The organism is Caballeronia sp., from assembly GCF_028292365.1.
Taxonomy (GTDB): Bacteria; Pseudomonadota; Gammaproteobacteria; order Burkholderiales; family Burkholderiaceae; genus Caballeronia.
Genome location: NZ_JAQGMM010000535.1, coordinates 1 through 4,270, shown reverse-complemented (window position 1 = coordinate 4,270; position 4,270 = coordinate 1). Strand labels below are relative to the sequence as shown.

Sequence of the window (4,270 nt, the reverse complement as noted above, 5' to 3'; positions counted from 1 at the left end):
GCGCCGTGATGATGCTGCTCGGGATGCGCACCCGTGAGCGGCGCCGCGCGTCCAATCTTTCTGCACCCTCGGTGGGCAGCCTGCTCGTGCGCAGCCTGGCCATCACCGTACTGCTGGAGGTCGTGGTCGCGTACCTTAACCAGGGACGCGGCGTGCCGCTGATGTTCGGCGTCTTCCTCGGCCTCGCGGTTGCGATGGACTACGCGCTCAAGAGGACACGCTGGGGCCGGTCGATGAACGCGGTCGGTGGCAACCATGAGGCCGCGAGGCGGGCAGGCATCAATGTCAGCGCTATCTATATGAGTGCCTTTGTGCTGTGCGCCAGTTTTGCCGCGCTTGGCGGCGTGCTGACTGCAGCGCGGCTCGCCTCGGCCAGCCAGCAGGCCGGCAGCGGCGACGTGAACCTGAACGCCATTGCAGCGGCGGTGATTGGCGGTACCAGTCTCTTTGGCGGACGCGGCAGCGCTTATTCAGCAGTGCTGGGTATTATCGTAATCCAGTCGATCGCGAGCGGCCTGACGCTGCTGAACCTGTCGTCTTCGCTGCGCTTCATGATCACCGGCGCGGTGCTGGCGATTGCGGTGATCGTCGACTCGCTTGCCCGGCAGTCTCGCGTCTCGCATGGCCGTGCGTAAATCCAGCAAACTTGGAGAGCAGTAAATGACTGACATGATGAAGGGAAAGGTTGCCGCCATCACCGGTGCGGCGTCGGGTATCGGATTGGAGTGCGCGCGCACACTGATTGCGGAAGGGGCAAAGGTAGTGCTGATCGACCGGGCAAAGGACAGGCTCGCGCAACTGTGCGCGGAACTCGGGCCGAACGCGTTTCCACTGGTCGTGGATCTGCTGCAGCCGCAGGAGGTTTCCGCGATGCTGCCGAAGATCCTCGACCTTGCCGGCGGCCTCGATGTCTTCCATGCGAACGCCGGCGCGTATGTTGGCGGTGAGGTACTGGACGGGAATCCGGACGAGTGGGATCGCATGTTGAACCTCAATATCAACGCCGCGTTCCGATCGGTCCATGCCGTGCTGCCGCACATGGTCGCGCAGAAATCGGGCGACATCATCTTCACCAGTTCCGTGGCGGGCTTCGTCCCGGTCGTGTGGGAGCCGATCTACACCGCCTCCAAATTCGCGGTGCAGGCCTTCGTCCACACGATCCGGCGCCAGCTTTCCAAACATGGCGTGCGGGTGGGCGCAGTGGCTCCGGGCCCGGTTGTCACGGCGCTGCTCGACGACTGGCCGAAGGCGAAGATGGACGAGGCACTCGCCTCGGGCAGCCTGATGCAGCCCAAGGAGGTCGCCGACGCTGTGCTCTTCATGCTGACGCGGCCACGGAACGTGACGATTCGCGATCTCGTGATTCTTCCAAATAGCGTCGATATCTGATCGTCTGGCAGGCGAGGGCTCGGTATACCGGTCCCTGCGCCGAAGGGTGTTGCTGAATAATCGATCTTCCAACCAATTCACTAGACTCACCATGACCCTTGAAAAATTCCGCCTCGACGGCAAAGTTGCACTGATCACCGGTGGCACGCGCGGCATCGGCCTGGCCATCGCACACACCTTTGGCGAAGCAGGCGCGCGCCTCGTCATCAGCAGCCGCAGCCCGGTGCCCGAAGCTGAACGTAGCCTGCGGGAAGCCGGCTACGAGGTCGACTTCATCGCAGCCGACCTGGAGCACGAACAGGCGCCGCAGCAACTCGTTGATCAGGTGCTCAAGCGCCACGGGCGCATCGACGTACTGGTCAACAACGCCGGCGTGGCGATTCACGGCGACAGCGGCGACTTCGACGAAGCGCGCTGGCGCCGCATCATGAACCTGAACGTGGACGCGGTGTTCCGCGGATGCCGGGCGGTGCTCGCGCCGATGCGCGCGCAAGGCGGCGGCGTGATCCTTAATGTTGGATCCATCTCCGGTATCGTCTCGAACATTCCTCAGAACCAGGTCGCCTACAACAGTTCGAAGGCCGCTGTCCACATGATGACGAAGAGCCTGGCCAGCGAACTGGCGGCAGAGCACATTCGCGTGAACGCGGTGGCGCCCGGCTATATCGAAACCGACATGTCGCGCGGTGGCATTGAGAATGACGAATGGTTCACCATCTGGCGCAACATGACCCCCATGGCGCGTGTCGGCCAGCCTGAAGAAGTCGCTGCCGCCGCGCTGTTCCTGTGTTCGCCGGCCGCCAGTTATGTGACCGGCGAAGTGCTGGTCGTCGACGGTGGATATACGACGCGCTGAAACCTGTCGTCCTCAAACTGCAAGCCCGCAGAGGGCTCAACCTCAACGGAGCATATTCGCGTGCCGAACAAGCCATCCCGACATCAGCAAGGATTCAACGGGCCTCGCGTGCGCGATCTCAATCGGGCGCTCGTGCTCGAAGCCATCCGGCAGGACCCGGGCATCGGGCGCGCCGACATCGCGGCGTCTACGCGCCTGACCGCTGCGACAATTACTAATATTGTCGCAGCGTTGATTGCGGATGGCGCCGTTGAAGAGTCGGCTGAGCGCGAGGCACGGACCACGGGCCAGCCGGTGCGCCGTCTGCGCATCATCGCAAGCTATGCGACTACGATCGGACTTCACTTTGATCATGAGTTCGCGACCGGAGTGCTGGTTGATGTAGCCGGCAACGTGATTCACCAAGCGCGCAAACAGTTGTCGATCGAGGATCCCGCGAGTGCGGTGCGTGTGCTCGCACGGTTGTACAACGGCCTGCGCGACCATCCACGCCATGTCGGCAAACTCCTTGGCGTGGGGGTTTCGGTGATGGGCGCGATAGACAACGTGCGCGGACTGGTCTGCCAGTCAGCCGAATACCCCGCCTGGCGCAACTTCGGATTCCGCGAGGCCCTGTGCCGGCAGGTCGACCATGAAATCCACATCGAGAACAACGGCACTGCGGCAGGTCTGGGCGAATACTGGTTCGGCGATGGCCGGCGCTTGGGCAGCTACATCCATGTCTTTATTGGCAATGGTCTGGGTGGTGCGTTGCTAATGAATCGCCGGGCCGTGCGCGGCCTCACCGGCAACGGCTGTGAGATCGGCCACGTCAATGCTTATAGAGATGGCAAGCCTTGCTTCTGCGGCGCGCGGGGCTGCCTCGAAACCGTCGTGTCCTTGCGCGGTTTGGCTCACGCTCTCGGGCATGAGCGGGTTGCCGAACTCGATCTCACGGCGCTCTATGCGAAGCGCAGCGATGCTTTCGACCAGTGGGTCGAACAGGCCGGCACGGACCTGGGCCGGGTGCTCGCCAGCGTATCCAATGTGGTCGACGTGTCCGACATCATCATCAACGGACTGTTGCCGCCGCCGTTGTTGCAGCGCCTGATTGAGAAAGCGCGCGATGCAGCAGTCGGGTACGAGATGAACGGTCGCCCGGAGCGCCTCGCTTTTCATCCGGGCCGCGCGAAAAGCGATCTCTCATCCGCCCTCGGAGCGGCCACCGTGCCGCTCTACGGCAATCTGTTCTAGCACCACCAATAAGTCGATCAAGGAAAGGCCATCGCCATCGCCAACGGCAGCGCCTGCGGGAGATTGCCGGCAGAGTTTAGAAGAGTGGAAAGGCTTGAATCGGCCGTCCCTTTAACACAATTTTTTGACAGGAGAAATACATGCGACTCAAAGACAAGATTGCGGTTGTGACAGGTGCAGCGGCCGGGATCGGCGAAGCGGTTGTGCGCCGCTATCTGGATGAAGGTGCAAAGGTCGTTGTCATTGACGTAAAGCCACAAGCCGACCTCGAAAAAACGTATAGCGACGTACCGGCGGAGCGGATCGTACTTATGCGGGCCGACGTCACGACCCGTGAAGGCATTGAGGGAATTATCAGCACAACTCTCGAGCGATTCGGGCGCGTCGACATCCTTTTCAATAATGCTGCGATCTTTGACATGCGTCCGTTGCTGGATGAATCGTGGGAGATATTCGACCGTGTCTTCGCGGTGAATGTGAAGGGCATGTTCTTTCTGATGCAGCGCGTGGCGCAGCAAATGGTGGAACAGGGAGGAGGGGGAAAGATCATCAATATGGCTTCGCAGGCTGGACGTCGCGGTGAGGCGCTGGTATCGCATTACTGCGCGAGCAAGGCTGCAGTGATCAGTTACACCCAGTCAGCGGCTTTGGCACTCGCGCCTCATCACATCAATGTGAATGGCATTGCACCGGGCGTGATTGATACACCGATGTGGAAGGACGTTGATGCACTTTTCGCGCGCTACGAAAATCGTCCGCTTGGCGAGAAGAAGCGTCTTGTCGGAGAAGCCG

At 61.5% G+C, this 4,270-nt stretch carries 4 protein-coding genes and 1 pseudogene; all 5 read left to right on the top strand.

All coding sequences use genetic code 11. The features are described 5' to 3' along the window. Positions 1 to 635 (top strand): annotated as a pseudogene (locus tag JWR14_RS31405) (sugar ABC transporter permease); the annotation flags it as partial. A gap of 25 nt (positions 636 to 660) precedes the next feature. Further along, the gene (locus tag JWR14_RS31400; RefSeq protein WP_299717181.1) at positions 661 to 1,389 is read left to right on the top strand and encodes an SDR family oxidoreductase; all 729 of its coding nucleotides are present in this window, start codon (positions 661 to 663) and stop codon (positions 1,387 to 1,389) included. Between the two features lie 91 nt (positions 1,390 to 1,480). Beyond that, the gene (locus JWR14_RS31395; RefSeq protein ID WP_299717179.1) at positions 1,481 to 2,245 is read left to right on the top strand and encodes an SDR family NAD(P)-dependent oxidoreductase; all 765 of its coding nucleotides are present in this window, start codon (positions 1,481 to 1,483) and stop codon (positions 2,243 to 2,245) included. 108 nt (positions 2,246 to 2,353) lie between these two features. Further along, positions 2,354 to 3,478 (top strand): ROK family transcriptional regulator, encoded by a 1,125-nt coding sequence (locus tag JWR14_RS31390; protein ID WP_299717177.1) that lies wholly within the window; start codon positions 2,354 to 2,356, stop codon positions 3,476 to 3,478. A gap of 140 nt (positions 3,479 to 3,618) precedes the next feature. Then, positions 3,619 to 4,270, top strand: a 652-nt coding sequence (locus JWR14_RS31385) for an L-iditol 2-dehydrogenase (RefSeq protein ID WP_299717175.1), incomplete at its 3' end; no start/stop codon positions are given.

Bases quoted from the DNA above. Each gene is read 5' to 3' on its own strand.
- JWR14_RS31400 (WP_299717181.1), top strand. From the start codon at position 661: ATGACTGACATGATGAAGGGAAAGGTTGCCGCCATCACCGGTGCGGCG.
- JWR14_RS31395 (WP_299717179.1), top strand. From the start codon at position 1,481: ATGACCCTTGAAAAATTCCGCCTCGACGGCAAAGTTGCACTGATCACC.